At 60.1% G+C, this 24,794-nt stretch carries 22 protein-coding genes; 7 read left to right on the top strand and 15 right to left on the bottom strand.

Going from position 1 to position 24,794, the window contains the following annotated elements; translation table 11 throughout:
• Genes B5F90_RS07135 through B5F90_RS07115 form a run of 5 tightly spaced genes read left to right on the top strand, consistent with a single transcriptional unit; the run spans position 1 to position 5,685 of the window.
• Complete coding sequence (locus tag B5F90_RS07135) at positions 1 to 510, top strand: NADH-quinone oxidoreductase subunit J (protein WP_087362113.1); 510 nt, start codon at positions 1 to 3, stop codon at positions 508 to 510.
• 18 nt (positions 511 to 528) lie between these two features.
• Positions 529 to 837, top strand: a complete 309-nt coding sequence (gene nuoK / locus B5F90_RS07130) for an NADH-quinone oxidoreductase subunit NuoK (RefSeq protein ID WP_087362112.1) — start codon at positions 529 to 531, stop codon at positions 835 to 837.
• 22 nt (positions 838 to 859) lie between these two features.
• Positions 860 to 2,752 carry an NADH-quinone oxidoreductase subunit L gene (nuoL, locus tag B5F90_RS07125; protein ID WP_087362111.1) on the top strand — a complete coding sequence of 631 codons (1,893 nt, stop codon included), beginning with the start codon at positions 860 to 862 and terminating at the stop codon, positions 2,750 to 2,752.
• A 13-nt stretch (positions 2,753 to 2,765) separates the two neighbouring features.
• Complete coding sequence (locus B5F90_RS07120; protein WP_087362110.1) at positions 2,766 to 4,250, top strand: NADH-quinone oxidoreductase subunit M; 1,485 nt, start codon at positions 2,766 to 2,768, stop codon at positions 4,248 to 4,250.
• A 7-nt stretch (positions 4,251 to 4,257) separates the two neighbouring features.
• A complete protein-coding gene (locus B5F90_RS07115; protein ID WP_087362109.1) occupies positions 4,258 to 5,685 on the top strand; it encodes an NADH-quinone oxidoreductase subunit N in 1,428 nt (475 codons plus the stop codon).
• Positions 5,686 to 5,927: 242 nt separating this feature from the next.
• Here the strand turns inward: B5F90_RS07115 and B5F90_RS07110 are convergent, their stop codons facing one another.
• The 9 genes from B5F90_RS07110 to B5F90_RS07070 form a co-directional block, all read right to left on the bottom strand.
• Positions 5,928 to 7,826: a hypothetical protein gene (locus tag B5F90_RS07110; RefSeq protein WP_143256123.1), complete on the bottom strand. Its 1,899-nt coding sequence runs from the start codon at positions 7,824 to 7,826 to the stop codon at positions 5,928 to 5,930.
• Between the two features lie 83 nt (positions 7,827 to 7,909).
• Positions 7,910 to 10,228, bottom strand: a complete 2,319-nt coding sequence (locus tag B5F90_RS07105; RefSeq protein WP_143256122.1) for a hypothetical protein — start codon at positions 10,226 to 10,228, stop codon at positions 7,910 to 7,912.
• A 1,081-nt stretch (positions 10,229 to 11,309) separates the two neighbouring features.
• A complete protein-coding gene (locus tag B5F90_RS07100; protein ID WP_087362106.1) occupies positions 11,310 to 12,215 on the bottom strand; it encodes a permease in 906 nt (301 codons plus the stop codon).
• Positions 12,199 to 12,642, bottom strand: a complete 444-nt coding sequence (locus tag B5F90_RS07095) for an arsenate reductase ArsC (RefSeq protein WP_087362105.1) — start codon at positions 12,640 to 12,642, stop codon at positions 12,199 to 12,201. Before B5F90_RS07095 ends, B5F90_RS07100 begins: the two co-directional genes overlap by 17 nt.
• Positions 12,643 to 12,655: 13 nt before the next feature.
• A complete protein-coding gene (locus tag B5F90_RS07090; protein ID WP_087362104.1) occupies positions 12,656 to 13,996 on the bottom strand; it encodes a permease in 1,341 nt (446 codons plus the stop codon).
• Between the two features lie 11 nt (positions 13,997 to 14,007).
• The gene (locus tag B5F90_RS11170) at positions 14,008 to 14,244 is read right to left on the bottom strand and encodes a thioredoxin family protein (RefSeq protein ID WP_234025746.1); all 237 of its coding nucleotides are present in this window, start codon (positions 14,242 to 14,244) and stop codon (positions 14,008 to 14,010) included.
• A gap of 180 nt (positions 14,245 to 14,424) precedes the next feature.
• Positions 14,425 to 15,132, bottom strand: coding sequence for an aromatic aminobenezylarsenical efflux permease ArsG family transporter (locus B5F90_RS07080; protein WP_087362102.1), 708 nt, complete (start codon positions 15,130 to 15,132; stop codon positions 14,425 to 14,427).
• Between the two features lie 6 nt (positions 15,133 to 15,138).
• Positions 15,139 to 15,573: a nitrophenyl compound nitroreductase subunit ArsF family protein gene (locus B5F90_RS07075; protein WP_087362101.1), complete on the bottom strand. Its 435-nt coding sequence runs from the start codon at positions 15,571 to 15,573 to the stop codon at positions 15,139 to 15,141.
• A gap of 250 nt (positions 15,574 to 15,823) precedes the next feature.
• Positions 15,824 to 16,150 (bottom strand): metalloregulator ArsR/SmtB family transcription factor, encoded by a 327-nt coding sequence (locus B5F90_RS07070; protein ID WP_087362100.1) that lies wholly within the window; start codon positions 16,148 to 16,150, stop codon positions 15,824 to 15,826.
• Positions 16,151 to 16,185: 35 nt separating this feature from the next.
• Here B5F90_RS07070 and B5F90_RS10990 point away from each other — a divergent pair, with 35 nt between their 5' ends.
• Both B5F90_RS10990 and B5F90_RS07065 read left to right on the top strand, forming a co-directional pair.
• Entirely contained in the window at positions 16,186 to 16,341 is a 156-nt protein-coding gene (locus tag B5F90_RS10990) for a hypothetical protein (protein ID WP_162607766.1), read from the top strand.
• 47 nt (positions 16,342 to 16,388) lie between these two features.
• On the top strand, positions 16,389 to 16,994 hold the full coding sequence (locus B5F90_RS07065) for an outer membrane beta-barrel protein (RefSeq protein ID WP_087362099.1): 606 nt from the start codon (positions 16,389 to 16,391) through the stop codon (positions 16,992 to 16,994).
• Between the two features lie 306 nt (positions 16,995 to 17,300).
• On the opposite strand, the gene B5F90_RS07060 is transcribed toward B5F90_RS07065, so the two are convergent.
• The 6 genes from B5F90_RS07060 to B5F90_RS07035 all read right to left on the bottom strand — a co-directional run bounded on the left by B5F90_RS07060 (position 17,301) and on the right by B5F90_RS07035 (position 24,791).
• Entirely contained in the window at positions 17,301 to 18,308 is a 1,008-nt protein-coding gene (locus tag B5F90_RS07060; RefSeq protein ID WP_162607765.1) for an AAA family ATPase, read from the bottom strand.
• A gap of 149 nt (positions 18,309 to 18,457) precedes the next feature.
• Positions 18,458 to 18,739, bottom strand: coding sequence for an ATP-binding protein (locus B5F90_RS07055; RefSeq protein WP_087362097.1), 282 nt, complete (start codon positions 18,737 to 18,739; stop codon positions 18,458 to 18,460).
• A gap of 161 nt (positions 18,740 to 18,900) precedes the next feature.
• Entirely contained in the window at positions 18,901 to 19,227 is a 327-nt protein-coding gene (locus tag B5F90_RS07050) for a DUF2149 domain-containing protein (protein WP_087362096.1), read from the bottom strand.
• Complete coding sequence (locus B5F90_RS07045) at positions 19,224 to 19,826, bottom strand: MotA/TolQ/ExbB proton channel family protein (RefSeq protein ID WP_087362095.1); 603 nt, start codon at positions 19,824 to 19,826, stop codon at positions 19,224 to 19,226. The genes B5F90_RS07050 and B5F90_RS07045 overlap by 4 nt, the downstream gene beginning before the upstream one ends.
• 4 nt (positions 19,827 to 19,830) lie before the next feature.
• Positions 19,831 to 20,529: a hypothetical protein gene (locus B5F90_RS07040; protein WP_087362094.1), complete on the bottom strand. Its 699-nt coding sequence runs from the start codon at positions 20,527 to 20,529 to the stop codon at positions 19,831 to 19,833.
• Positions 20,529 to 24,791: a cobaltochelatase subunit CobN gene (locus B5F90_RS07035; protein WP_087362093.1), complete on the bottom strand. Its 4,263-nt coding sequence runs from the start codon at positions 24,789 to 24,791 to the stop codon at positions 20,529 to 20,531. Before B5F90_RS07035 ends, B5F90_RS07040 begins: the two co-directional genes overlap by 1 nt.
• Between the last annotated feature and the right edge of the window lie 3 nt (positions 24,792 to 24,794).

The following is a 24,794-nucleotide window of genomic DNA, read 5'->3' as shown; positions in this document are numbered from 1 at the left end:
ATGGAGATAACACTCGAACTCATCGTCTTCATCGTGCTGGCGCTCTTCACGACCGTCAGCGCGCTGCTGGCCGTAACGACGCACCGCATCCTGCGCGCGGCGACCTACCTGCTGTTCGTGCTCTTCGGTACGGCGGGTATCTATTTCCAGCTCAACTACTCGTTCCTGGGTGCCGTGCAGCTGCTCATCTACGCGGGCGGCATCACCGTGCTCTACGTCTTCTCGATTCTGCTCACCTCGAGCGAGGGCGACAAGGCCGAGGACCAGAAGGGCTACAAGCTCTTCGTCGGACTGGCCGCGACGCTCTTCAGCCTGGGCGTCTGCCTCTACGTGACGCTGCGCCACGACTTCCGTCCCGAGCACTTCGTCCACGGCGAGCTGCACGTGAGCGAAATCGGCCATACGCTGATGAGCACCGCGAAGTACGGCTACGCCCTCCCGTTCGAGGTCATCAGCATCCTGCTGCTGGCCTGCATCGTGGGCGGCATCCTCATCGCCCGCAAACGTTAAACTCCAAAGCCTGCGACTATGATACACATGGAATATTACCTCATCCTCTCGACCATCATGATGTTCGTGGGGCTGTACGGTTTCGTCACGCGGCGCAACCTGCTGGCGATGCTCATCTCGGTCGAGCTGATTCTCAACTCGGTCGACATCAACTTCGTGGTCTTCAACCGCTTCCTCTTTCCGGAGCACCTCGAGGGCTTCTTCTTCACGCTCTTTGCCATCGGCATCAGCGCGGCCGAGACGGCCGTGGCCATCGCCATCATCATCAACATCTACCGCAACATCCGCAACATCCGCGTCAAGAGCCTGCGCGAAATGAAGTGGTAAGCGCACCGAAAAACGTCTTCCTATGGAATATACGATTCTCATCCTGCTGCTTCCGCTGCTGAGCTTCCTCTTCCTGGGGCTCTTCGGCATGAAGCTCAAACCCGCCGCCGCGGGGGCCGTCGGAACGGCCGTGGTGGCCGTCGTGGCGCTGGTGAGCTACTGGACGGCCGCCGTCTACTTCGGCGCCGGCCGCGATGCCGCGGGCCTCTATCCGACCCTCATCGCGTGGAACAGCGTCTGGCTCCCCATCAGCGAGACGCTGCACATCGACCTGGGCGTGCTGCTGGACCCCATCTCGGTGATGATGCTCGTCGTCATATCGACCGTCTCGCTCATGGTCCACATCTACTCGTTCGGCTACATGAAGGGCGAGCGGGGCTTCCAGCGCTACTACGCCTTCCTGTCGCTCTTCACCATGAGCATGATGGGTCTGGTCGTGGCGACGAACATCTTCCAGATGTACATCTTCTGGGAGCTGGTGGGCGTCAGCTCCTACCTGCTCATCGGCTTCTACTATACGAAGCCCGAGGCGATTGCCGCCTCGAAGAAGGCCTTCATCGTGACGCGCTTCGCCGACCTGGGCTTCCTCATCGGCATCCTCGTCTACGGCTACTACGCCGGCACCTTCTCCTTCACGCCCGACGCGCGGCTGCTCGCCTCGGCCGGCGTGATGATACCTCTGGCACTGGGGCTGATGTTCGTCGGCGGCGCCGGCAAGAGCGCCATGTTCCCGCTCCACATCTGGCTGCCCGACGCCATGGAGGGCCCGACGCCCGTCTCGGCGCTCATCCACGCCGCGACGATGGTCGTTGCGGGCGTCTACCTGGTGGCGCGCATGTTCCCCCTCTTTGTGGGCTACGCCCCCGAAGTGCTCCACTGGACGGCCTACGTCGGCGCCTTCACGGCCCTCTACGCCGCCGCGGTGGCCTGCGTGCAGAGCGACATCAAGCGTGTGCTGGCCTTCAGTACCATCTCCCAGATCGGCTTCATGATTGTGGCGCTGGGCGTCTGCACCTCGGCCGACCCCCACGCCGGAGGTCTGGGCTACATGGCCTCGATGTTCCACCTCTTCACCCACGCCATGTTCAAGGCGCTGCTCTTCCTCGGCGCCGGCTGCATCATCCACGCCGTCCACTCCAACGAGATGTCGGCCATGGGCGGCCTGCGGCACTACATGCCCCTGACGCACGTGACCTTCCTGGTGGCCTGCCTGGCCATCGCCGGCATCTGGCCCCTGAGCGGCTTCTTTTCGAAGGATGAAATCCTCTCGGCCTGCTTCGCCTTCAGCCCCGTGATGGGCTGGGTGATGACCCTCATCGCCGGCATGACGGCCTTCTACATGTTCCGCCTCTACTACGGCATCTTCTGGGGCCGCGAGAACCGCGAGCTCCACGCCGCCCACACGCCCCACGAGGCCCCCTGGACGATGACCCTGCCGCTGGTGGTGCTCGGCGCCGTGACGCTCGTTGCGGGCTGGCTCCCCTTCGGACACTTCGTCTCCTCCAACGGCACGTCGTACGACATCCACATCGAGGGGAGCGTCGCCGCGCTGAGCCTCTGCGTGGCCCTCGCGGGCATCGCGCTGGCCACCTGGATGTACGCCCGCGAGAAGCAGCCCGTGGCCGACCGCCTGGCCGACCGCTTTGCGGGGCTCCACCGCGCGGCCTACCACCGCTTCTACATCGACGAGGTCTACCAGTTCATCACCCACCGCATCATCTTCGGCTGCATCTCGACCCCCATCGCCTGGTTCGACCGCCACGTGGTCGACGGCTTCCTCAACCTGCTGGCCACGGCGACGCAGAGCGCCTCGTGGGCCATCCGCGAGATGCAGAGCGGCAGCGTGCAGCGCTACTGCATCTGGTTCCTCGGCGGCGCGATGGGCTTCACGCTGCTCCTGTTGTTAATCTGCTAAAACGAGTCGCACTATGAATATGTTATCCCTGTTCCCCGCCATCCCGCTGCTCATGATGCTGGGCCTCTGGCTCTCGAAGAGCACGCGGCAGATTCATGCCGTCATGGTGACGGGCGCCTCGCTGCTCCTGGCGCTGGCCGTGCTGCTGGTCTTCCGCTACCTCGGACTGAGGGAGGCGGGCGAGAGCGCCGCCATGCTCTTCACGGAGAGCCACGTCTGGTATGCGCCGCTCAACATCCACTATGCGGTGGGCGTCGACGGCATCTCGGTGGCCATGCTGCTGCTCTCGGCCATCATCGTCTTCACGGGCACCTTCGCCTCGTGGCAGATGAAGGACCAGGTCAAGGAGTACTTCCTCTGGTACTGCCTGCTGAGCGTCGGCGTCTTCGGATTCTTCATCTCGGTCGACCTCTTCACGATGTTCCTCTTCTACGAGGTGGCGCTCATCCCCATGTACCTGCTCATCGGCGTCTGGGGCAGCGGCCGCAAGGAGTACTCGGCCATGAAGCTCACGCTGATGCTCATGGGCGGCTCGGCGCTGCTGCTCATCGGCATCCTGGGCATCTACTTCGGCTCGGGCGCCACGACGATGAACATCGAGGAGATTGCCGCGCTGCACAACATCCCCCTCTCGCTGCAGCGCATCTGGTTCCCGCTCGTCTTCGTGGGCTTCGGTGTGCTGGGGGCCCTCTTCCCCTTCCATACGTGGAGCCCCGACGGCCACGCCTCGGCCCCGACGGCCGTCTCGATGCTTCACGCCGGCGTGCTGATGAAGCTGGGCGGCTACGGCTGCTTCCGCGTGGCGATGTACCTGCTGCCCGACGCGGCGCAGGAGCTGAGCTGGATATTCATCATCCTGACCACCATCTCGGTGGTCTACGGCGCCTTCTCGGCCTGCGTACAGACCGACCTGAAGTACATCAACGCCTACTCGTCCGTCTCGCACTGCGGACTGGTGCTCTTCGCCATCCTGATGATGAACACCACGGCCTCGACCGGCGCCATTCTCCAGATGCTGAGCCACGGTCTGATGACGGCCCTCTTCTTCGCCCTCATCGGCATGATTTACGGCCGCACCCATACGCGTGACGTCCGCCAGCTGCGCGGTCTGATGCGCGTGATGCCCTTCCTGGCCGTGGGCTACGTCATCGCCGGTCTGGCCAACCTCGGACTGCCGGGTCTGAGCGGCTTCGTGGCCGAGATGACCATCTTCAACGGCGCCTTCATGCACGACGACACCTTCCACCGCGTGGTGACCGTCATCGCCTGCACCTCGATTGTCATCACGGCGGTCTACATCCTGCGCGTCATCGGCCGCATCCTCTACGGCACGTGCGAGAACCCCGAACATCTGAAGCTCTCCGACGCCACGTGGGACGAGCGTGTGGCGGTCATCTGCCTCATCGTCGCCGTGGCCGGTCTGGGACTGGCGCCGATGTGGGTCAGCGACATGCTCCGCTCGAGCGTCTCGGAAATCGTAGCGCACCTAATCAACTAAGTCGTTTATGGAATACAGCAACATATTCACCTACATGCAGGCCGAGCTCTCGCTCATCGCGGTCATCGTCCTGCTCTTCTTGTACGACCTGATTGCCGGTGAGCGCGGCCGCCGCCACTTCGCTGCGGTAGCCTGCTCGCTGCTCACCCTCTCCATCCTGCTCAACATCGTTCCCCGCGGGGAGTCGTGCGACCTCTTCGGCGGGATGTTCCGCTACGTGCCCATGCACACGGTCATCAAGAGCGTCCTTGCAATCGGCGCTCTGGTGGTCTGCATGCAGGCCACCACGTGGCTGCGGCGCGAGGATACGGCCCACAAGCAGGGCGAGTTCTACGTGCTGACGCTCTCGACGCTGCTGGGCATGTACTTCATGATTGGCGCGGCCAACTTCCTGCTCTTCTTCATCGGGCTCGAGCTGGCCTCGGTGCCGATGGCCTGCCTGGTCGCCTTCGACAAGTACAAGCACTACTCGGCCGAGGCGGGTGCCAAATACATCCTCTGCGCCCTCTTCTCGAGCGGTCTGATGCTCTACGGCATCTCGTTCCTCTACGGCACCACCGGCACGCTCTACTTCGACGACATGGTGCCCCTCATCACCGGCTCGCCGCTTCAGATTATGGCGCTGGTCTTCTTCTTCGCCGGTCTGGGCTTCAAGCTCTCGCTCGTGCCCTTCCACCTCTGGACGGCCGACACCTACCAGGGAGCCCCCACGGCAGTGACCTCCTACCTCTCGGTGGTCTCGAAGGGTGCCGCGTCCTTCGTGCTGATGGCCATTCTCGTGAAGGTCTTCGCCCCGATGCTCCACGAGTGGCGGACGCTGCTCTTCTGGGTCATCATCCTCAGCATCACGGTGGCCAACCTCTTCGCCATCCGGCAGCAGGACCTCAAGCGCTTCATGGCCTTCTCCTCCATCTCGCAGGCGGGCTACATCATGCTGGGCGTCATCGGAGGCACGGCCTTCGGCATGGCCTCGCTGGTCTTCTACGTGCTGGTCTACCTGGCGGCCAACCTGGCCGTCTTCGGGGTCATCTCGGCCGTGGAGCAGCACAGCGGCAAGGTGCTGCGTGAGGACTACAACGGCCTCTACCGCACCAATCCGCGCCTTACGCTGGTCATGACGCTGGGACTCTTCTCGCTGGCGGGCATTCCCCCCTTCGCGGGCTTCTTCTCGAAGTTCTTCATCTTCGCCGCCGCCTTCCGCGAGGGCTTCTACGTGCTGGTCTTCATCGCGCTGCTCAACACGGTCATCTCGCTCTACTACTACCTGCTGGTGGTCAAGGCGATGTACATCGTCCCCAACGAGCGCCCCATCGCAACGTTCCGCAGCGACGGCTATACGCGCGCGGCGCTGGTGCTCTGCCTGGCGGGCGTGCTGCTGCTGGGTCTGGTGAGCGCCGTCTACGATGGCATCGGGCTGCACGCCTTCGGCATGTAGGCGCCCGAGCCTGTGCGTCCCGCGTCTGAGCCTGCGTTTTGCCCCCGCTCCCGCGTTTTGCCCCCGCTCCGGCCACCCCTGCGTCGGCCTCTTCCGCCCGCATGCGCGGCCGTTCGGGCCCGGCAAACCGACAACAAACCGACAACGGAAAACCCCCGGCATGGTTCCATGCCGGGGGTTTTCGTCTTTGTCTGCGGCCTTCCGCCCGGGGTCAACCGGAGGCGGGGTGCCGCGGCGCCGCATCAATAGTCGGCGTCGGTCAGGTCGTTGGTCTCCGAGCCCGAGTATTTGGTCATCGGACCCTCCCACTCGATGAGTACGGTGCTCTGCGTACCCTCCTTGGTGGAGGAGTAGTTGCTGAAGCGGCCGTAGTCAACCATGCGGAAGGTGATTTTCCACGTCTTGTCGTCGTTCTTGACAACGGTCACCTTCACGTCGTCCGGGCAGCGGTAGGTCCAGCTGCCGAACATCTGGTAGTTCTCGAAGTACTCGGTGAGGTAGAGCTTGTCCTTTTCGGTCTTGTACTTGAAGTTCCAGTGGAGCTCCTCGTCGCCCGACGCCAGGTCGAGTTCGCCGTCGGTCGGAACGGCCGACGCGCTGAGCATCAGCTGCGGGATGGTGTAGGTGTCGGTGATGCTCGTCGTCTCCCCGCCCGCAGGACGGAAGTAGAAGAAGTAGGCGTCGAAGGTCGCGCCGCCATATGCCGGGTCACCGCCGCGCAGCTTGTAGTTCTTCTGCATGCGCATCTCGACCGAAATCAAATCCTTGTCCACATGGGTGGTCGTACCGTCGGCCGCCGTGAGGGTGAAGTGCGAACGGAAGGGGGCCACGGGGGTCATGTCGGGCTCCTGGCTCATCGGCGTGGTGACACCCGACCACTCACCCTCGAGCTTCGGCCCGTCGGGGAAGGTCACCTCGAAGCTCAGATAGAGCTTCTTGCCGTCGCTCGTGCGGGCGACGGTGAGCGAACCGCTCATCCCCTCGCTGACCTTCGAGTTGTCGTAGGTCTTGTAGGCCTCGTAGTCGAAAATCCGGGCGCGGAATGCCGAGATGTCGAACGTGCCGCCCTGGAGCTGTTTGGCCGTGAGGGTCAGCGCTGCGGCGTAGTGGCCCTGCTGGAGCTCCTCGGGCTCTGCGGCATCGACCTGGCCGAAGAGCAGGACGTTCGAGACGCCCGTGGTGGCGAAAATCTTCGTCAGCGCCTTCTCCTCGGCATTGCCCGCCTCGGTGACGCGGATGAAGTCGGCGCTCTCGAAGCCCTCGCTGAAGCCGCCTTCATAGTCGGCGCGCAGCCGTCGGCCGCTCTGCTCGGCATCGAGCGTGAGGGTCAGTTTGCCCTGGGCGTTGATTCCAATATGGAGGGTTCCGGTCGTTTCCTGGCTGCTGGTGAAGCCGCCGCAGCTGACCTTTACCTTCGACGGGTCGGCCGTCGAGAGGTCAATCTCCGAGGCATCGATGCCGTCGCTCAGCACCACCGTCAGGCCGTCGGCCCCCTCGGTGGGCTCCGTCAGCCCGGTGCGGGCATAGAAGGTGTAGGTGGTAGTCCCCTTGGCGGGAGCCTTCCATACGATGGCGCTGCCGATGGAGGTGGGTACCTCGTCGAGCTCGTACTCGTTCTCGAGCACGGGCAGCGTCGCCTTGTTGCAGGTGCCGTCGTAGCCGGCGCGCAGCGTGCGGCCGTCGGAGTGTTGGAGCTCAATGACGAGCTTCAGCGCGGCCGAAGCCTCCGTGTAGCCCACCTCGAGCGAGAGCGACTTGACGGCGAACATCGTGTGTTCGTTGACCGTCAGACCGCCGTACGCGAACTCGAAATTGTCGGCATCGGGGTAAATCTTCCCCTTGGGGTCGGCCACCGTCACACGCAGGTAGTCGCCCGCGGCCTCCATCTCCTCCATGCCGGTGATGCCCGACGTGGGCGAGAGGTAGAAGGCATAGTTGTCGTTGTCGTCCATCTCGTAGATGGCCGAACGTATCTCGACGGGGTTTGCTCCGTTGAGCTCAATCTGGTTGTTCAACGCTACGGGCGGCGGCGCGGTTGTACCCTCGTCGTTGTCGTCCGTGCAGGCCGCGAAACTTCCTGCAGCCAGTAATGCTACGCTCCATGTCAGGACGCGGAGTCCCGACCAGTAACTGCTTTTCATGCTGTATTGTTTTTGGGGGTGAAAAAGGGAGTGCGGGTGCGGACGACATCCGCACTCCCCGAAAGGGTTTCTCGTATGGAATGCTAACGGAAGCGGACGCGCTCGACGGGTCTGCGGTCAAGCGGCAGGGTCACGTAGTCGCGCAGCCCCTCGACGGGCTTCATGTGGCGGAGCGTCTGCTGCTCGGCCTTCACCGAGGCGCTGTCCGACTCATCGCCGCCGGCACTGCCGCTCGATGCGGAGTCTTCCTCATCGAAGTGCTTGCCCGAGTCGGCCACCGGCGTGTCGGAGCCGCCCAGTACGACCGGTCCGGTCCACGAGCCGGTAATCTTGTGGTGCAGCACATCCTCGCCGTTGACTTCGAAGGTGTACCAGTTGTCGCCGCCGTCGGCCTTCGTGATGGTGACGGTGCCTTCGTAGAGGCTTGCGTAACCGGTCATCGAGGGGATGTTGAGCCAGCCGTTCTGTACCATGTAGTTGGGGTCATTGTAGTAGCGGGGCTTGCCGTTGCCGATAGCGCTGGAGATGTAGAGCCAGCGGGTGCCGATATGGTCCGTGGCCTGGTAGCCGCGGTAGCAGGCTCCGGGCTGGAGCGTGTTCAGGTAGCGGTTACGCGTGATGGTGTAGGTACCCGTCGTAATCTTGTCCTGGTCGCCCGGCTCGACGAGCAGGTCGAGGCGGATGATGTCACCCTCGTGGAGTTTGCCCGGGTCGACGTATTCGCCCGTCGGGTCATGCTCGTAGGTGCCCGTCGCCAGACCGATGTCGATATACTGGTAGCCGCACGGCGCGATGGCGGCCGGCTGGCCGGCGATGGTGATTTCATCCACGGGGATGTATCCCATGCCGGCGACATAAATCTCCGTCTGCGGGTAGCAGCGGGCCTGCTGGATGTAATCCACGTCGAGGTGCAGGTCCTCGGTCAGCGTCGACGAACCGTCGTTGTCGTTGTCGTTGGACTGGTCCGTGAGGAAGACGTCGCCCGTGAAGCTGCCCTTGATGGCATAGCCGGTCTGGGCCTCCAGGTCGAAGGTGATTTCGTACTCCGAGCCGCCGAGCTCCTTGACGTCAATCGTTCCGTCGTTGGCATAGGCGTAGTAGCCCGTCTCGGTGCTCGAGTCTCCCGTGACGCCGTAGGTGCCGAAGGGGAGAACCAGGCCCATGATTTCCAGCTCGGTAACCGGAGCCCAGGTCCCCTGTTCAATCTCCGAGAGGTTCGAGGCCGTGGTGCGGGTGTAGTGGTCCTCCACCAGCTTGCGCTCCGTTTTGGGGTTGAGGAACTTCGTGCTGGCGAGGAGCATTCTGACGGCCATGCCGCCCTCCTCGTTGTTGTCGCTCGCCTCGTCGTAGATGACCACCTCCGAAAGGCCGCTGCCGCTTTCGAACAGGTCGCCGTGGTAGATGCCCTCGGCGTAGAAGCCCTCCAGCTCGATGTCGGCCATCAGATGGGGATTCGTGGGCATCGCCAGGCCGTAGCCCACGCGCAGGTCGCCCGTGAACGAAACCTGGTGCTCGACGCCGTTGCCGTCGATGAAGGCGGTGGTGATGGTGGTGATGGTGCCTTCACGCGTGATGACCACGTCGCTCGTGAGGGGCATCTGCTGGTAGCCTCCCGCATCGTCGGCCTGGAGCATGAAGCTGTTGGTGGAGTGATAGGTGTGGTCGCCGTAGCGGACGCTGTTCTTGAAGGTTCCCGTGGGGAAGGTCCGCCACTCGTCGCCGCTGTCGAAGTAGCAGTCCAGCACCAGTGCGTAGCCAGCGCTCCTGAGCGAGAACTGCGTGCCCTGGTAAATCGAGAAGGGGGCGTTGCCCACGGCGATGTAGTAGTCGTTGGTGCCGGCACCGCTCTGGCCGATGTACCAGCTGAAAATCGGGGTGTCGAGCTCGACGGCGGGACCCTGCTCGCGCTCCTCGGTGATGCGGATGCAGGTGCCTTCGTAGTTGGCGTCGAGCGTCTGGCCGTTGGCCGTCTCGACCTTGGCCTCCATCTTCACCTCGGTAAGCGAGGGCAGACGCAGCTGCAAGGAGCTTGAGACGATGTTGCCGGCCGTCGATGCCGATACGGTTATGTCTTTGTAGACCAGCTCATTGCCTGCGGCCGTGAGGTCGATGTCTCCCGACGGGAGCGCGGTGATGATGCGCAGGTAGTCGTCGGCCTGCCACATGGCTTCGAGCGTGGTGATGCCCTCCGAGGGCGAGAAGTAGAAGGTATAGGTGGTCTCCACCTCGTCGTAGACGTAGAGTGCCGAGCCGAAGGGCTGCACCTTGTTGTTGTAGGCAAAGGAGTTTTCGGGGACGACTACAGGTCCTCCGTCCCCGTTTTCGTCGTTCTTTTCGCACGACGTGAGGAGTGTGCTGAAGGCTCCCGTGAGGAAGAGCAATAGAAATAGAGTTTTTTTCATAGACTGAGAAAATTTGGACGGCCTTTCGGCCGGGGGTTTGTCTGTTTCATGCCGCCGTTCGTGGAGACCGGCTGTGGTTTCCCGACGCGCGGGAAGCCGTCTGTTTCGGTTGAATGGAGGAGGGGGCGGTGTCGTCGTTCTGTTGCGGGCGGATGGTTCGGGACAGACGGGCAGCCTGCACCGCACCTCTTCGCCGGGTTGCCGGTGCAAAGGGCCTCAAGTGCCGTTTTGTACCAATCGAAGAATCCGAATTCCGCCGTGAAACCGTGCCTGCACCTTCGTGTCAGCCGAGGTTCTCAAACAAAAATCAAAATTAGAAAACAAATGTGGAAAAAGCAAGGAGTTTTCCCTATTTTTTTTGCGCAGGAAGGCGTGGCTGCGGCGGTGAGGAGCAACTGCGGAGCGCAGGGAATGCGATGCCCTGCCGGAGGCTTCGTATCCGTCCTGAATGAGGTGTTATGAAGATGCGCTCTTATCGAATTTGTGTATTTATATTATTGAACAACAACGTATTGTGTTTGTATGCCTGCCTTTGCTCGTTCCGGCTCCGAACCGCTCCGCTGCAGGCGGCGGCTCCGTGGCCCTGTTGCCGGCTCCTGCCCTCGGGGCGAACGTTCCGGAGCAGAAAACAGTTTTTTTGCGCATCTCTTGCGCACGGGCGTTTCAACCCTTTTCGGGGCCCTTTGCCGGCCATTTCGTGTCATAAATGACCTGAAAACGGCACCTTGCTTAGGGATTGTAAGGGGCTCCGTCCTCCCTGCCGCCTGCACGGGGATGGGGCAGGGAGGCTCCGAAGCCCCTTTTCGGTCGTACTGAGCCGCTATTGCTCCGGGCTCGGGCCTGTGCGTTCGTGTTACGGGTTGTCGGAAGGGGTGCCTCAACACCGTCCGGCCGCCGGCCGCGAGGACCCGCCGGAGGGACGGGGTGCTTCCCGGCTTCCGAGTGCGTATCGGACAAACTGCTCCGTTTTTGAAAAGAGCATGCGGCCTCCCGCTTCGGCTTCCCGCTTCAGCCTCCCGTTTCAGCCTCCCGTTTCGGCCTGCCGCAAGGACCGGCCGCGTATTTCAGCTTCCGGCTCCTGTCACAGCAGGATATTGAAGAGATAGCCCGACACGACGGCCGTCAGGAAAATGACCAGTACAATCATGGCCACAAGCCGATTCTTGAAGATGCTTGCCAGCATGGTCATCTCGGGAATGGCCATTCCGGCTCCTCCGATAATCAGCGCGATGACCGCTCCGATGCTCATGCCCTTTCCCATCAGCGCCAGACCAATCGGTATGGCTGTTTCGGCACGGATGTAAAGAGGTATGCCCAATACGGCGGCAACCGGAATGGCAAACGGATTGTCCGGACCTGCTATCTTCATGACGAAATCCTGGGGCATGTACCCGTAGATGCCGGCACCCAACGCTACTCCAATCAGCAGGTATCCCATAATAGGACGTAGGCTCCCCCAAGCTCCGGCGAAGGCCGCTTTCACCTTGCCGCGGAACGGCAGCGAGCGCTTGTCGACCACCTCGCCGCCGGCGCAGCACGTTGCGGGTTTCAGACGGACGTTTTTCACATACCTTTGAGCCCCGAGTCGTTCCAGCAGGAGCCCGAACAGTACGGAGCACGAAAAGGCAATCACGAAATAGGCCGCCATCGCCTTTATTCCGACCATCGCGCCGAGCATTCCGAGGATAATCGGATTGAGCAGGGGTGATGCAATCAAAAAGGAGATGGCCGAACCGAACGGAACCCCGGCATTCAGGAATCCGACGGTCATGGGAATGGTCGTGCAGGCGCAGAAGGGGGTCAGAGCCCCGAATCCCGCGGCGATGATGTTTCCGAAAATGCCGGCGCCTGAGAGTTTTTTGCGGATTTTCTCCTCCGGAACATACATCAGAATAATCTCGACCAGCGCGCTGATTAACAGGAATAAAGCAATCAACTCGACGGTTATCAGCACAAAATACCGGAGCGTTTCAAGGAGTGTGTTCATGAAATTTCTCTTTTTGGATTTCGGACCGATAGAAGCGGGCAAACGCCGCGCGAATCTCGTCGCGGACGCGGCGGAATTCGGAATCGATGAACTCCGGGGAGCCTTCGGCATGCGAAGGGTCGTCGAAGCCCATGTGCAGGCGGCGGCCCACCTTGCCCGTAAATGCCGGGCAGCTCTCGTTTGCCCCGCCGCATACGGTGATTACGTAATCCCACTCCTGGTCGAGATAGACGTTGACATGGGTCGGGATGTGCGAGGCGATGTCGATGCCGGCCTCCCGCATCACCTCCACCGCACGGGCGTTCACCCGTGCGGCGTGTTGCGTCCCGCCCGAAAAGACCTCGAGCGACGAATCCATCGCCTGCAGAAATCCGTGAGCCATCTGGCTGCGGCAGCTGTTTCCCGTGCAAAGAATCAATATTCTCATGGCGGCGCTCCGGTTAAAAAAGGTTTCCGAAGAGGAATCCCGACAGCGTGGCCATGGCGATGACGAGCGCCACGTAGACCACCGTCTTTTTCGTCCCCAGCACGCCGCGGATGACCAGCATGTTGGGCAGCGAGAGCGACGGCCCGGCCAGCAGCAGCGCCAGGGCCGGACCCTTGCCCATGCCCGAGGCCAGCAGCCCCTGGATGATGGGCACCTCGGTCAGCGTGGCGAAGTACATGAAGGCTCCGGTGAAGCTGGCGAAGAAGTTCGACAGCAGCGAGTTGCCTCCGACGGCCCATTCAATCCATCGGTTCGGGATGATGCCCGCGACGGACGTCTGGTCATGGGTCGAGCCGAGCAGGAATCCCGCCGTGACGACGCCCACGGCCAGCAGCGGCAGGATTTGTTTGGCAAAACCCCACGCCGAAAGGGCCCATTCGCGGTTCTCCGCATCGCGCTTGTCGAAAAGCAGAATCAGCGAGAGCGCGGCGATGGCCACAACCATCGGCACGAGCGGCACGAGCTTCGCGTCGCGGATGAACAGATTGGCCAGCACGACCGAGACGACGGTCGCCGCAGCGCCCAGCGCCACCCACCGCAGGCGGAGCCGCAGAATCTTCACCAGCGACCAGCACAGCACGAGCGACAGGGCGCCGGTGATGTACCACTTCCAGGCGAAGATGGCCGCCCACAGGCCGCGGTCCGAGGCGGCCGGTGCGCCCCAGTTGGCGAAGACGAGAATCAGCACCAGCGTGAAGAAGTGGAACGAGGTCTGCCACATCGGCCTCTTCTCGGGGGACGGTGTGATGTTCATCTGCTCCTCGCGCTTGGCCCGCTCCTCGCGGCGGAAGAGGAACGACATCAGCAGCCCGATGACCACCGAGAAGAGGATGGCGCCGAGGGTGCGGGCGATGCCCAGCTCGATGCCCAGAATCCGGGCCGTGAGGATGATGGAGAGGATGCTGATGGCCGGTCCCGAATAGAGGAAGGCGATGGCCGGACCTAACCCTGCGCCGCGCTTGTAGATGCTCGTGAAGAGCGGCAGAATCGTGCAGGAGCAGACGGCGAGGATACCGCCCGAGATGGCCGCCACGCTGTACGACAGCCACTTCTTGGCATTGGCCCCGAAGTATTTGATGACGGAGCCCTGGCTGACGAAGACGGCAATCACGCCGGCGATGAAGAAGGCCGGCAGCAGGCAGAGGATGACATGCTCGCGGGCATACCACCGGGCCAGGTCGAGCGTCGCATCGATGGCCGTCATGAAGCGCTCGCTGCCGAGCGGCAGGAAAAAGACCGCCGCAAAAACAAGAATAATCCACGCAAGGATTTTCAACTCCCGTTTGGTTTCCATCGTGATGGCTTTTAGATACCCAACAGCTGTTTGATTTCGTGCTCCGTGGGGACATGCCCCTTGATTTTCACCTCACCGTCGACGACCACCGCCGGGGTGCTCATGACGTTGTAGCTCATGATTTCGGTGATATCCTCGATTTTGGTGAGCCGCACGTCGAGGTTGTTTTCGGAGATGACCTTCGTGAGGACCTGATACGTTGCCTTGCATTTCGCGCAGCCCGGCCCCAGAATCTTGATTTCCCGGATTGCCCCGCTGGGCGTATCGAGTCGGACCTGGCTGAAGTCGTGTGCAGCCGGTTTTTCGACCTCTTCCACAATCAGGTTGTTGCCGCACGAGCACGAGCAGGATTTCGGTGAGAAAAGCGATGCCCAGAATCCCTTTTTCTTTTCGTTCTTGGTTTCCATATGCTTTATTTTTTAGGAATTTTAGAAATACATGATGACACAATAATAGATGCCGATTATTACAAACAGCCCTCCGACAATCCGGTTCAGCCACCTCTGCAGGGTCTGCATCCGTCCGTAGAACAGCCCGATGCGGCGGGCTCCGAATGCCAGAATCCAGGCGACGACCAGTACCGGCAGCGCCGTGGCTATGGCGAAGAGGACCGGCAGCAGGTATCCGGCCTCGGCCGAGGCCGACATCGGGATGAGCATCCCGAAGTAGAAGACGCCGCTCGTCGGGCAGAAGGCCAGCGCAAAGAGCACCCCGAGCAGCAGGGCTCCCCAGCCGCCCCGGCGGGCCAGCTGCTCGCCGTTGCCGCGGAATCCGAACGAAGGGAGCCGCAGCCGGTCACCCGCCAGCATGAAGGCTCCGATGACGAGCAGCAGCGGTCCCAGCACCCACTCGCCCCATTTGCCGATGGCCTTCTGGATGCCGAACATGCTCGAACCCTCCTTCAGAATCAGAATCAGCACGATGCCCAGCAGCGTATAGGAGAGCGTGCGCCCCAGCGTGTAGAGCAGGCCGTTGCGGAAGATTCGGCGGCGGTCGTCGATGTCTTTGCCGATGAATCCGATGGCGGCGATGTTCGTCGCCAGCGGACATGGCGACAAGGCGGTGAGCAGCCCCAGCAGGAAGGCTGTCAGCGGAGGCGTCGTGCTGCTCTCCAGCAGCGTTTGCAACCACTCCATGACCCTCTATTTTTGCAGTTCGCGAATCCGGGCCGCCAGACCGGCCTTGAATGCCTCGGGGGCCTTGCGGGCGCTGCCGAAGGCAAATTCGGTCAGGTTCTCCGGGGTCTCCCGGCCCCCTTTCCAGCGGCAGACGAAGAGCGACGACCACGTCACCTCGTATTTGTCGGCAAGGGCCTCGTTCTCCGGTTGCGAGATGTCAATTACCCGGAAGACGAGTGACCCGCTTTTCAGCTCGTCGGCAAACTGCTCTTCGAGCGTCTCCCGGGTCCGCTGCTCGATGGCCATGCAGGTCGCGCAGCGCTTTTTGCCATGGAAATACAACACCTCAATGCGGTCTTTCGTGTTGTCCGCATCGTTGCTCTCCTGCGTTTTCGCGTTGCCGCCTCCGCAGGCGAGGAGCCCCAGAGACAGCGCCATCCATAAAAGAATTCTCTTCATGACTGTATTTGATTGATTGGTTTCCATGCTCCATCCGCCGCTCCGGCCAGCTTGCGCTCCGGGACAACCCTCTGCCTCGGCGTGCATCCGTTCATCCCGGCCGCAGACCCTTCGTCGGGGCCGGTTGCCCGCCGGGCCTCCTTGCCGCCGCCGGAGCGGAGCGTGCTTCTCATATTATATTTGTATTTCGTAAAACAACGAACATTAATCGCGAAAAAAAGAGCCGTTTCCGACGGCCCGCGGGTTGTGCCTATTCGCAGCAGGACTCCTTTTTGCAGACGGGCTGTCCCCAGAACGCGGCAAAGAGCCGGGAGGCAGTCTCCCAATTCTCCCGGTTGATGCAATAGCGTACTTTGGGTGTTTCGATTTCGCCCTGAATCAGCCCGGCCTCCTTCAGCTCCTTGAGGTGCTGGGAGACGGTTGCCTTCGAGATGGGCAGCACCTCGTGGATGTCTCCGAAGAAGCAGCACTCCTGCCGGGCCAGAAACTCGAGAATCGCGATGCGTGCGGGGTGGCCCATCGCCTTGGCAAACCGGGCAAGACGTTCCTGTTCAGCCGTATACTGCTTTTCTTTCATAACTCCTATTGTTTGTTTTTCGCAAAATTACAAACATGTTGGAAATAAAGCAAGAAAAAAGGGAGATTTTTTCAACGACTGCTCCGGCGGGAAATCTCAAGGAACATTGTTTTTTGTCCGCGTTGAATTCCGGGCTTCTCCGGGAATGCGGACAAAATGCGGATGCGGCAGGCAGCGGCTCATTTGCGTAATTGGGCTAAAACAGATATATTTACAGCGTTTATAGTTTGCAACAAGGATGAAAAAGCGAATCTTCGCATGGGCCCTGCTGTTGCTCGGTTTCATGCAGGGCTATGCCCAAAACAGCCCGTCGGCAGATGCGGGGCGTGCGCGTGCGGTGGGCCGGTTCGAGGGGGAAATCGGCGGAGGCCTCTCTTTCGGGGCCGACCGGCTGAATTTCGACAGGAGCAACCCGGGCGCCGCCTTTTATGCCGAGGCGCGGTACAACGTGCAGCTCCTTCCGCTGGATGTCGGCGTGCAGGTCGGGGGTACGATTTTCCACCGCGAGTCGGACCATGCCGGGCAGCTGAAGTTCAGGAGCTGGAACGTGATGGCTGTGGCGGATTACAACTTCCGGCGCCGGCGGAACGTCTCGTTCTTCGCGGGCGCAGGCGTGGGTTATGCCTTTCTGGATAATTCGGCGCCGGTTGTCTTTGACGACACGCAGTCCAACTGGGGCGGCTTCTCGACGGGAAGCAGGAGCGGCTCGCTCTGTTTCATGCCGCGTATCGGCGTGGAGCTGTTTCACCACCTGCGGGTGACGTTCGACTACAAACTGCAGGAGCGGGCCAATCGCCATTTCGGCCTTTCGCTCGGAGTGGTGTTCGGCGGGGGACGCAGATAATCATAACGACAGAGGCGGCGAAGGGGCCGGGACCGTCCGGCATCTTCCCGGCTTCAATCGGACAGGCGGCGGCATGGGCGTGCCGCCGCTTTTTTTGTATCCCGGCTGCCGGAGTATGCAGCGGACCCTGCGCGGATGGATGCAGGCGGTCTTCGCCGCCCATGGCGCCGGGGGAAAATAAAAAAACTCGTCGGATTGCTCCAACGAGTTTTTTTCAGTGCCCCTAACGCATCCATTTTCGAACTCTTTTCTTCGTGACTTAGATGCGATTTGGAGAATGAGGCAAATTATACCTATACCTTGATATTAAAGTCCTAGTTTATTTCTTATAGCTTCAACTATAGTCATTTTGTCATCTCGATTCTCAAGCACATTTTTAACCCAACTCCTACATAGAATTCTCCACAGGTCATTGCCTCCATAAATAATCTTATCTGCAACGGCTTTATTCCATTCATGATGATTACTTAATGTCATTGCTTTTTGTGCTGCATCTACAAAATCTGAGTATGATCGAGATAAATGTGTTGCGATATCAAGCCAATTAATTTTATTAAGATCATAATAAATTTGTCTTTCAGGAGCATCAGTTCCCGGCAAAAGGATGCATCCTTCACTCTGTTCTTGATCTCCATCCAAAATAACTAACGTTGGCCTAGGAAATCTTTTTTGTACATTCATTAACCCGAGAGTTTTACCTACTTGGGCTGATCCAAAAGATATTATTTGGACCCGTTTCAAGATAGGCAAATCTATTGCTGCGATAATCTCTTCAATTAGAATTTTGGCTACATCGTCCTCAACATAAATATCCATTTCAGGATGGAGAACATCATCCATATATGATAATGCGAATTCAGAGCTGACTCCTAATACTATTCTTCTTTCTCCACTGTCGTTGATAATTTGTATCCGAGCGTAGTTTGGCAATTCGTCCAATATATAAGGAGAATGGGTTGTAACGATAAATTGGACTTTCTTGATGCGGCTAACGGTTGCTAAATCTCTAATTAAACGTCGCTGAGCACTTGGATGAAGAGAAGTTTCAATTTCGTCAATTAGGATGAGACTATATTGAGGAATCTCTAACCCCAATAATTCTGTTATAGTTGATTCCCCCGCTCCTTGATGAAATCCTGAATATTCTTCTTCATTAATTCCAAGAACTGGGATAGACCTATTCTGATCAGCGTTCGTTTTTGCTTGCTTAGCTAAAGTATATGACTTTCCAATGATTTGAGAGAGCCTTTGTAATACATCTGGTGTATAGACTTTTGAAGAAGTCTCGTGTAAATTACGTTTTGCTAATCGCAAGTATCCCTGTTTAGAGTAAATAGGTGTAATTCTCTTTAGATCAAGAAATTTAACAACTCGTTCCTTCCTAATGTCATTCCCTCTCCATCGAGTTGTAAGTTTGCGTATAGATATATTATGAGATGTAGCCCCCTCTTTTACTACAGCATTTATTTCAACCCCTGTAAGTTCTTCCCATGGTGTATCGGGAAAAAATCTGAAGCAAAATACCCTCTTTCATCGGGAGATTTATAAACCGATGCTGCGGCTTGTAGAATGGTCGTTTTTCCCATCCCATTTTCTCCAACAATTGCTGTAATTGGAAATTTGAAGTCTATTTTTTGTCCATTCCAACCTCTTACATTTTTTAATTCAATGGACTCCAGGTGCTTGGGGAAAGAATTTGTCCCCCAACTATTTTCCAATTTGCGTATAGATTCACTTAAAGTCATAGTTAAAACTTTTTTTAGTTTGCTTTCTCAAAAGTACAAAAATTATATTTCTAATAAATGCGTATTCCAATAAATTTTAAAATATCTTAATTGCTTATAATTAATTGGGGGATTGGTGTTTGTTAATAGTGCAATCTGACAAAGTTTATTGGAGATATGTCTTATTCAGGAACGTAGATGATCTCACCGTTCTCGAGTTCATAGGCCACGCCGACCTTGCGGCCACGCTTGCCGCTCTGAGAATCCTGATCCTCCGAAGGAGTATAGCGGTTGATCTTTTCACCCTCCTTGGTGATGATCTCCATGTTCTCCTTGCCGGGGTTCTTCACCATCGTGAAATCCTCCTGGCTGAACATCTCGGTCATATTGTATCGGCTCACCAATGCCACCATCAGCGCCACGGCGAAGACCATCGCCACGTCGAACAGGTTGCCGACGACGCTCATCGGGTCATTCTCCCCGTCGTGCTTCAGTAAATTGCGTCTCATCGCTTCTCGGTTTGGGCATTCAACAACTCCGCTACGAACTCCAGATTGGACAGATCCCGCAGGTACCACCGCTGCTTGACCTGCTGGGTGATGAAGCCGATGGCCGCGGCAAATAGTCCTACGACCGTCGTGGCAAAGGCCACCTGCATGTTGTAGGCCATCGAGGCGATGTCGCCCGTCGAGAGCCCCACCAACGCCGGGCCCATCGGGATGAGCGTACCCATCAGTCCGAGCATGGGGCCCATCTTGGAGAGCGTCTTCGAGGTGGCGAGGTCGCGGTCGGCTTCAATCTCGAAATCGGCAAGCAGCCGTTGGCGGAGAGGGGCATTGTCGCGGGCCTCAAGCAGGCGGTTCAGGTAGACCACGAGCAGCGACGGATTCTTTTTGGGAAGACGCTCGGCAAGCGTGGCGACCGTCTGCGGAGTGAGCCCATCCAGTTCGCGCCCGATGAGCGAGGCCGTACGGCGGATGGAGAGATACTGCCCGAAGAAGCTGCCAATCAGCAGCAGCGAGCGCCCGAAGAAAAAGATCAGCAGGACGATGTCCGGAACGAGCAGACCGGTCGAGATCCAATAGAGGATGTCGGAGATGTAATTCATGGTTTTATTTCTGTTTTTTATTCATAAGTTTCTGTTTGATGCGGAAAACCGCCATGCCAAGCAGCAATCCGGCAGCGACAAAGGCCATCACTCCACCCAGAGACGGCCAGTCGACAGAGGTGATACCGGCAACGGCCGTGCGGCCGTTGACCGTGGCGATAATTCCCAGAATGGCAATCAATGCATTGGCAAGGAAGAGCAGTTCAAGGCGGATCTCCCGTTCGGGCAGGAGGTGCTTCAACGCCCAACGCCCCAGAGGAATCACCGCCGCCACAACCGCGGCCAGCGACCAGGCAACCAACGGAAACGACATCCCGGGAAGCGAGAAGATGGCGGCAACCAGCAGGCTGAACAGCACCGGGAAAATGAGCAGCCCCGGGAACCAGCGCAGCAGGCGGTAGAGCCACACGACGGAGGGTTTTACGCGCCCCGCCGTGTGGATGTGTGCCGCAACGACACAGAAGGTCATCTGCAAGGCGACCTCCAGCGTGAGGAGAACCGCCAGGTCGAGCATCAGCGCGGAGTCGGCGAGCCAGTCCGCAATCTGGTTTTTCGACTGCTCGATGGCCCAGGGCCACGCCAGTCCGACGAACAGGGCGCAGACAACGGCCGAAAGGGCTACAAACCGGGGCTTGCGCCAGGTCTGCTTCAACAGGTAGTTGAAGCAGACCACAATCATCATGACCAATACGACGGTGTCCATTACTCTTCCATCTTTTTGCGCCGGCGGCGAACCACAAGAACCAGCACCGCGATGAGGCCGATGACGAGCACGGCGACAACGGTGTTGCTGACCAGCGTGGTCGTGCGGTCGGAGGCGGTGAACTCCTCGCGTTTGAGCACCGTGCCGGCATTCGTGTCGAGCGAAACCTCGCGCACCTCGCGGATCTGCCGCTGGTAGTTCCGGGCAGCCTCGGGCGCACTCTTCGAGGCGATGAAGTCGCGCAGTTTGGCGTTGTCGCAGACGAATCCCGAGCAGGAGGGGCCGTGCTTGTCGACCAGTTCGGTGTGGAGGGCGGCGAGCGTCGCGAGCTGCTCGTCCGAGGCGTGCCACATCCCCTTGCGGGCCGTTTCGAGCATCACGGCCGAGATCTCCTCCAGCGCGGCGGGATTCTGCTGCTCGAAATAGCCGCGGAGCCCCATGCCGAACTTGTCCTGCACGTAGACATCGTAGATCTCGTCCCAGAGTTCGTTGTCCACCACGTCGGGCTTCATGACGTTCCAGCCGTAGGTGTTCTGCACCACCGCGGCAAAGCCCGCAGCGGCACTCGCCCCGCCCTGCATCTTCGCGCGGATGTAGTTCGGATTGAAGATTGTCGTGCGGCTCTCGACGCCGATTGCCTCCTTGAGCTCCTGCATCCGCACGCGGTTCCGGTTGCGGTAATCGCTCAGGTAGGCATCGGGCTCCCGGCCCGTGACGTTGCGCACGGCCAGATTCATGCCGCCCATGAATTCGTAGACATGGTCGAGGCTCAAGGCTCCCCACGTATTGCTCTGGCGGGGCTGCACGACGGCATCGGTGTTGACCAGGGCTGCCTCCAACGCATATTGCTGCACCTGCTCCCAAGCTTGCTCGCTGCCGTAATAGGCTCCCATGTTCTGCAGGTAGACCGCGGCGATCTCCGAGGAGTTTTCCCAACGGTCGCCACTCTGCACCATACCGGTAATGCCCGTGCCATAGTTGCCGTTGACGCCGCCGAAGACCCGGCGGGTCGAGATCTCGCGCGCCTCCCGTGGCGAAAGTCCCTTGTCGATGAGCGTCTGCTCGGCATCGACAACGCCCCGGGTCACGAAGTTCTCATAGCTGTCGTCCTTTGCTGCGGCGGCCATCTCGACGGCCCGCGAGATGAGGAACAGCCGCGAAGCCGCCAGGTCGCGCAGCTGGCCGCTGGTCTGTACGACGACATCGATGCGCGGACGCCCCAACTCCTCGGAGGGGATGAGCCGCAGGTCGCTCACCCGTCCGAAAACGTCGCGGACAGGCTCGACGCCCAGCATGTAGAGTACCTGTGCGAGCGTTGCCCCCTCGGTCTCGATGAATTCGCCGCTCCAGAGCGTGTAGCTCACCTTGCGGGGCAGCGAGTCGTGGTGGCGTTCGCGATACATGCGAATCGTCTCGTCGGCCAGCTCGCGGCCGCGTTCCCAAGCCCGTTCACTCGGCGTCGCCTCGGCATTGACGGCATAGAGATTACGACCCGTGGGCAACGTATTGGGATTGGCAATCGGGTCGCCGCCCGGCGAAGGGGCCGTGTAGCCGCCGTTCAGGGCGTTGGTGAGCGACGAAAGTTCTGCCTCGGGGCTCTCTTCAAGCGCGTGTCGGTAGTTGCCGACGTTGCGGATCGTGCGTTCGAGTTCGGTCACCACCCGGGCAAACTCGCGCTCCTCCTTTGTGTACTCCTTGCCGAGGCCCATCATGGCAGCCATCGCATCGGCCGGCATGGCTGCGGGTTTCTTCTCCTCCGACGGTCCGGCGTTTGCGGGGCGTTTGCCCACTTTCGGAATCCACGAGGGGTGTTTCGGGGCCCCTTTGCCCGACTTGGAAGTACCGGCCGGATGCTGCATCGGTGAACCCGACGAAGCCATCGCCATCATGCGGGCCATCATGTCCTGCGGAGCGGAGAGCGACCGCTGAATCTCATGGGCCTTTTCCAGTTCTGCAGTCGAGATGCCCGCCGTCGAGCAGATGAAAGCGTCGGTCGGCTGCTGTGCTCCGCTCAAAAGACGCCCGACCAGATCGCGGGCCGGTTCAAGATAGCGGCGCGTGAAGAGCGTGCGGTGTTTTTCGAGATCGGCAGAGGTCTGGCCCCGGAATTTGTCCAGCGCCAGCAGTGAATAGGCGATTGGCTCGGTGGACATGGCAAAGAGGCTGCTGCGGATGCGTTCGGCGGAGTAGGGCTGGCCCATCGTATAGAGTTCACCGGTGATCTTCTCCGCGGCAAGCTCTTCGGCAAACGTCTCGATGCGGGCGATCTCGGCCTCGGTATAGGGTTCGGTCAGCAGCGAATCGAGCCGCAGCTCGCGGTGGATGCCCAGTTCGACGGTCAGTTGCTTGACACGCAGCGCCGCAGCCCGCGTATCGGGCTGTCCGTCGGCGTAGAGCAGGTCGTTGTAGGCCTGGATTGCCGCATTCAGTTCGCGATAGATGCCGCGCACGCCGCTCTCCATGAAGGGTGGGGTCAGATACGACTGCAGCGTGGCATACGCGCGGCGCTTGGCAATCATACCCTCGCCGACGTTCCCAATCGAGTAGACGTAGAGGTGCGGCGTCGGACCGACCAGTGCGTCGGGCCAGTCGTTGCGGCTCAGAGCTACTTGTTTGCGGGGGGTGAACTCCAGGCTGCCGTGCGTCCCGAAGTGGACGATGGCATCAGCGCGGAAAGCGTAACGCGCCCAAAGGTATGAAGCGATATAGGCGTGAGGCGGTGCGGCATCGGTGCCGTGAACGATGGCGAAGTCGTCATCACCCGCTCCGGCGGCCAGCTGCGGCAGCAGCACGATGTTGCCCAGCTCGATGCGCGGCAGCGCCAGCCGTCCCTCGTCGTCGGAGAGGTAGTGGCCCGGGAACGGGCCGTCGAGTGCAACTACCTCCTCCATCCGCTCCGCAGGTATTGCTTCAGCGGTCCACGCGGCGTACTCCTCGGAGGAGATGAGCGCCGGTTGGCCTTTTTTCAGGAATTCGGCCTTGGCGCCGTGGGCATAGTCGTTGAAAACGGCCCCCTGTTGCTGGATGAGGGCTGCCAACCCCTCGGGCGTCGAGGGGAGACGCTCCACGCGGTAACCCTCGCTGCGGAGCCGCACGAGCAGGTTGTAGAGCGATGGCGTGACCTCCATGCCGGAGGCCGTCAGGACATTCTGCCCGGGGCCCTTGTAGTAGTAGATTGCTACGCGCTTCTCGCTGTTGGGCACGCGTTGCAGGGCGATGTGGCGATTCACCGTCTCGACGAACCGGTCCAGTCGTTCGGGAATTGCATGGACCTGCTGCAGCCCTTCGCCGTCGAGGCGGTGACCGAACAACACCTGGGAGCGGATCGCTCCGTCGATCTCGGGCATCACTACACTCTGCGACAGGAAACCGCCGTTCATGCCCATCTTGTCGGCCTCCCATTCGTCGACCATCCGGTTGACGTTCAGCGGCGAGAAGAGCGGAACGTTCTGGCGCGTCAGGTACTCCACAATGGCATCGCCCAGGCGTCCGTGGGCCATGTTGATGACGGCCGACGGGCGGATTGAATCGGCCTGTCCGCTCTGAATCGCCGCCTGCAGGTTGCGGAGGGGATAGACCGCGTTGCCGGTCTCCTCGAGCCGGGCGATCAGTTCAGCCGGTTCACCCATCTGTCCCGTCACGATCACCCGCGGAGCATCCGCTTTCAGCAGGCCGTGCCGCGCGAGGAAGGCCTCGTAGGCCTCCACGCTGTCGAAATCCAGCTCCTCCGCCCCGGGATTCGACGGATCGGCGTGGTAAAATTGCCGCAGGTCGCGTACGACGGGCGGCTCGGGCTCATCCGTATCGAACCGCTTGCCGTCGACCGTGCGGCGCAGGGTGACGAGCAGGTTGCGGTAGTTCTTCCGGCCGCCGCCGCTGAGGTAGCCCTTGACGGCAGCCAGCGTCGCGGAGTCCGCCGAGATGATCTCGTTGGCCGGGTTGGTGGCCATGGTCGTGATGACGGTAAGCCCGCGGTCGGCGGCCCGTTGGAGTGCGGCCCGCTCCTCGGCTGTGATGCGGAGCCCCATGCCGTTCATCAGCACCACGTCGTAATGCCCCAAACGGTCAAACTCCGACGGTTCGACCGAGGCAAGACGGATCCGCGCATGGTCATTGGCCCGGGCAATCTGGCCGAGGGTCGTAGCCTGGTAATTTACAAAAGCGATGCGTGTGGCCGAGAACCAACGGTTCCACGCTGCGACGCCCAATAGGACGGCAAGCAGGATCACGCCTGCCCAGATTATTGGTATCTTATGTTTCATCCT

Source organism: Alistipes sp. An31A (assembly GCF_002159425.1).
In the GTDB taxonomy this organism is placed as follows: domain Bacteria; phylum Bacteroidota; class Bacteroidia; order Bacteroidales; family Rikenellaceae; genus Alistipes; species Alistipes excrementigallinarum.
Note: the sequence above shows the minus strand (reverse complement) of the source record. Positions and strands in the feature narration are given on the sequence as shown.

Excerpts from the sequence above, each read along its gene's own strand:
- B5F90_RS07135 (WP_087362113.1), top strand. The coding sequence starts at position 1 with ATGGAGATAACACTCGAACTCATCGTCTTCATCGTGCTGGCGCTCTTC.
- nuoK (WP_087362112.1), top strand. The coding sequence starts at position 529 with ATGATACACATGGAATATTACCTCATCCTCTCGACCATCATGATGTTC.
- nuoL (WP_087362111.1), top strand. The coding sequence starts at position 860 with ATGGAATATACGATTCTCATCCTGCTGCTTCCGCTGCTGAGCTTCCTC.
- B5F90_RS07120 (WP_087362110.1), top strand. The coding sequence starts at position 2,766 with ATGAATATGTTATCCCTGTTCCCCGCCATCCCGCTGCTCATGATGCTG.
- B5F90_RS07115 (WP_087362109.1), top strand. The coding sequence starts at position 4,258 with ATGGAATACAGCAACATATTCACCTACATGCAGGCCGAGCTCTCGCTC.
- B5F90_RS07110 (WP_143256123.1), bottom strand. The coding sequence starts at position 7,826 with ATGAAAAGCAGTTACTGGTCGGGACTCCGCGTCCTGACATGGAGCGTA.
- B5F90_RS07105 (WP_143256122.1), bottom strand. The coding sequence starts at position 10,228 with ATGAAAAAAACTCTATTTCTATTGCTCTTCCTCACGGGAGCCTTCAGC.
- B5F90_RS07100 (WP_087362106.1), bottom strand. The coding sequence starts at position 12,215 with ATGAACACACTCCTTGAAACGCTCCGGTATTTTGTGCTGATAACCGTC.
- B5F90_RS07095 (WP_087362105.1), bottom strand. The coding sequence starts at position 12,642 with ATGAGAATATTGATTCTTTGCACGGGAAACAGCTGCCGCAGCCAGATG.
- B5F90_RS07090 (WP_087362104.1), bottom strand. The coding sequence starts at position 13,996 with ATGGAAACCAAACGGGAGTTGAAAATCCTTGCGTGGATTATTCTTGTT.
- B5F90_RS07080 (WP_087362102.1), bottom strand. The coding sequence starts at position 15,132 with ATGGAGTGGTTGCAAACGCTGCTGGAGAGCAGCACGACGCCTCCGCTG.
- B5F90_RS07075 (WP_087362101.1), bottom strand. The coding sequence starts at position 15,573 with ATGAAGAGAATTCTTTTATGGATGGCGCTGTCTCTGGGGCTCCTCGCC.
- B5F90_RS07070 (WP_087362100.1), bottom strand. The coding sequence starts at position 16,150 with ATGAAAGAAAAGCAGTATACGGCTGAACAGGAACGTCTTGCCCGGTTT.
- B5F90_RS10990 (WP_162607766.1), top strand. The coding sequence starts at position 16,186 with ATGTTGGAAATAAAGCAAGAAAAAAGGGAGATTTTTTCAACGACTGCT.
- B5F90_RS07065 (WP_087362099.1), top strand. The coding sequence starts at position 16,389 with ATGAAAAAGCGAATCTTCGCATGGGCCCTGCTGTTGCTCGGTTTCATG.
- B5F90_RS07055 (WP_087362097.1), bottom strand. The coding sequence starts at position 18,739 with ATGACTTTAAGTGAATCTATACGCAAATTGGAAAATAGTTGGGGGACA.
- B5F90_RS07050 (WP_087362096.1), bottom strand. The coding sequence starts at position 19,227 with ATGAGACGCAATTTACTGAAGCACGACGGGGAGAATGACCCGATGAGC.
- B5F90_RS07045 (WP_087362095.1), bottom strand. The coding sequence starts at position 19,826 with ATGAATTACATCTCCGACATCCTCTATTGGATCTCGACCGGTCTGCTC.
- B5F90_RS07040 (WP_087362094.1), bottom strand. The coding sequence starts at position 20,529 with ATGGACACCGTCGTATTGGTCATGATGATTGTGGTCTGCTTCAACTAC.
- B5F90_RS07035 (WP_087362093.1), bottom strand. The coding sequence starts at position 24,791 with ATGAAACATAAGATACCAATAATCTGGGCAGGCGTGATCCTGCTTGCC.